A 2453-nucleotide genomic window follows, 5' to 3' on the forward strand; every position below is an offset into this window, starting at 1 on the left:
GCATAGGCGAGCAGCGGCAGCCCGACGATCAGCGCCAAGGCTGTCCACAACACCGGGAATTGCTGGCCGGTCGCCATCTGCCGTTGCCGCGCCTTGCGCGCGACGAACCACGCCATGCCGATGCCGACGAGCAGAGCGACGAAGATCAGCCAGGAGCCGTCGCCCCACACGGCGCGTGGAAAATAGAAGCCGCGCTGGTTGAGGAAGGAGCCGAACGGCAGATTGATGCTGTCGCGTGGTGCCGGCAGCACGGCCAGCACGCCGGAATACCAGAAGAAGATGACCAGCAGCGGCGGGATGTTGCGGAACACCTCGACATAGACCGTGCAGATCTTCCTGATCAGCCAGTTCTGCGAAAGCCGGCCGATGCCGACAATGAAGCCGATGATTGTCGCGGTGATGATGCCGACGATGGCGACGATGACAGTATTTAGGAAGCCGACCAGGATGGCGCGGCCATAGGTCGAATCCGATGAATAAGCGATAGCGCTCTCGCTGATGTCGAAGCCGGCGCGGCCCTTGAGGAAGCCGAAGCCCGAAGCGATGTGAAGGCGCGTCAGGTTGGCAATGACGTTGTGGGCAATCCACCAGACGCCCGCCACCAGCAGAACGACGACCAGCGCCTGGAAGAATATGCCCCGGACTTTCGGATCGTTGATAAAGGAACCGCGGCTGGGCTCCTCGCGAAGAACTTCCTGCGATGCCATTCGACCGTCCCCTGGAAAGAGAAACCGGAAGGCAGACGACCTGCCTCCCGGATCACATTTCGATCAGCGGATCGGCGGAGCGTATTGCAGGCCGCCCTTGGTCCACAGCGCGTTGATGCCGCGCGCGATCTTCAGCGGGCTGCCCGAACCGACATTGCGTTCGAACATTTCGCCATAATTGCCGACGGCCTTGACGATGTTGACGACCCAGTCATTGGAGACGCCGAGATCGGTGCCGATCTTGGTATCGGCTTCCTGGCCGAGCACGCGCTTGATCTCAGGGCTGGCCGAATTCTTCATTTCATCGACATTGGCCTTGGTGATGCCGAGCTCTTCAGCCTGCAACAGCGCGAAATAGGTCCACTTGACGATGTGGTACCACTGGTCGTCGCCCTGGCGAACGGCCGGCCCGAGGGGCTCCTTCGAGATGATCTCGGGCAGCACGACGTGATCGGCCGGCGATCCCAGCGTCAGGCGAATGCCATAGAGGCCCGACTGATCGGTGGTGTAGACGTCGCAGCGGCCGGCGTCATAGGCAGCGTTGACCTCTTCCAGCTTTTCGAAGACGACCGGATTGTACTCCATCTTGTTGGCCTTGAAGTAGTCGGCGAGGTTGAGCTCGGTGGTCGTGCCGCTCTGCACGCAGACGGCGGCGCCGGAAAGCTGCAACGCGGAATTGACGCCCGGCAGCTTCTTGGCATTGATCATGAAACCCTGGCCGTCATAGTAGGTGACGCCGATGAAATTCAGGCCAAGTGCCGTGTCGCGGTTGATCGTCCAGGTGGTGTTGCGCGACAGGATGTCGATCTCGCCGGACTGCAGCGCGGTGAACCGCTCCTTGGCGCTGAGCGGCGTGAACTTGACCTTGGTGCCGTCACCAAAGACGGCGGCCGCGACAGCGCGGCAGAAATCCGCGTCGATGCCTTGCCAGTCACCCTTGTCGTCTGGCGCCGAGAAACCGGCGAGGCCGGTCGAGACGCCACACTGGATGAAGCCCTTCGCCTTGACGGTGTCGAGCGTGGTTGCCGACGCGGCCGACGCCACCAACCCAAGCGTGGCGGCGCCAAGAATGCCGATAGCAATATGTTTCATGACCCACAGACCCTTCTTCTGTTTTTCAGGGCAAACCCTGATTTTTTTCCCGTGTGAACGCAGTTCCCATTCCGGCCCATTCCCGGAACCCCGCATCGTAACCGACGCGCCGCCTCCCATTCACAAATGTCATCGAAGGCGATAATTCCTGTGAGGTCAAGGGAAATGACCGAAACCGAAAGAGTTTGAAAACCGATTGCCGCAAATGCCTGATTTACAGACAAACGCGCCCGCGATTTGGTCAGTAGCGCAAATAAAGGCGGCAAAGCTCATTCAATGCCAATGCGAGGCCAATGCGGACCGCGGTAGCGAAATCCTTCCCAGGCAACATCTCGGCGTTATTGACCTCAATGCGCAATGAATTGCCATATCCAAAGACTGTCATCTGTCAGTTGCGGGCCAATACTGGCCGGAGACAAGGGCTGTTCTCAAAGGGCTCGAAAGACGAACCAGGCGCCGATCGCAGCCATCAACGCGCCCGAGACGCGCGGGATCAACTGCCCGGTCGGGACCGTCTTCTCCAGGAGAACAAGGATGGCGATGCCGGCGATCCACAGCACGTTCATGACGCCACCGACGAACAGCAGAGCCATCAGGGCCCAGCAGCAACCCAGACAATAGGCGCCGTGATCGATGCCGAGCCGAAGCGCGCCG

At 60.4% G+C, this 2453-nt stretch carries 3 protein-coding genes; all 3 read right to left on the reverse strand.

All coding sequences use genetic code 11. The features are described 5' to 3' along the window. A partial coding sequence (locus EN993_RS34550) for an ABC transporter permease subunit (RefSeq protein ID WP_164758011.1) occupies positions 1 to 707 on the reverse strand: 707 nt, incomplete at its 3' end. Between the two features lie 63 nt (positions 708 to 770). Continuing rightward, complete coding sequence (locus EN993_RS34555) at positions 771 to 1799, reverse strand: amino acid ABC transporter substrate-binding protein (RefSeq protein ID WP_109663002.1); 1029 nt, start codon at positions 1797 to 1799, stop codon at positions 771 to 773. Positions 1800 to 2227: 428 nt separating this feature from the next. Then, positions 2228 to 2453: DUF2182 domain-containing protein (locus EN993_RS34560; RefSeq protein WP_206532472.1), on the reverse strand; the 226-nt coding region annotated here is incomplete at its 5' end.

The organism is Mesorhizobium sp. M7D.F.Ca.US.004.01.2.1 (genome assembly GCF_003997785.1).
GTDB classification, from domain to species: Bacteria; Pseudomonadota; Alphaproteobacteria; order Rhizobiales; family Rhizobiaceae; genus Mesorhizobium; species Mesorhizobium loti.

Bases quoted from the DNA above. Each gene is read 5' to 3' on its own strand.
- EN993_RS34555 (WP_109663002.1), bottom strand. From the start codon at position 1,799: ATGAAACATATTGCTATCGGCATTCTTGGCGCCGCCACGCTTGGGTTG.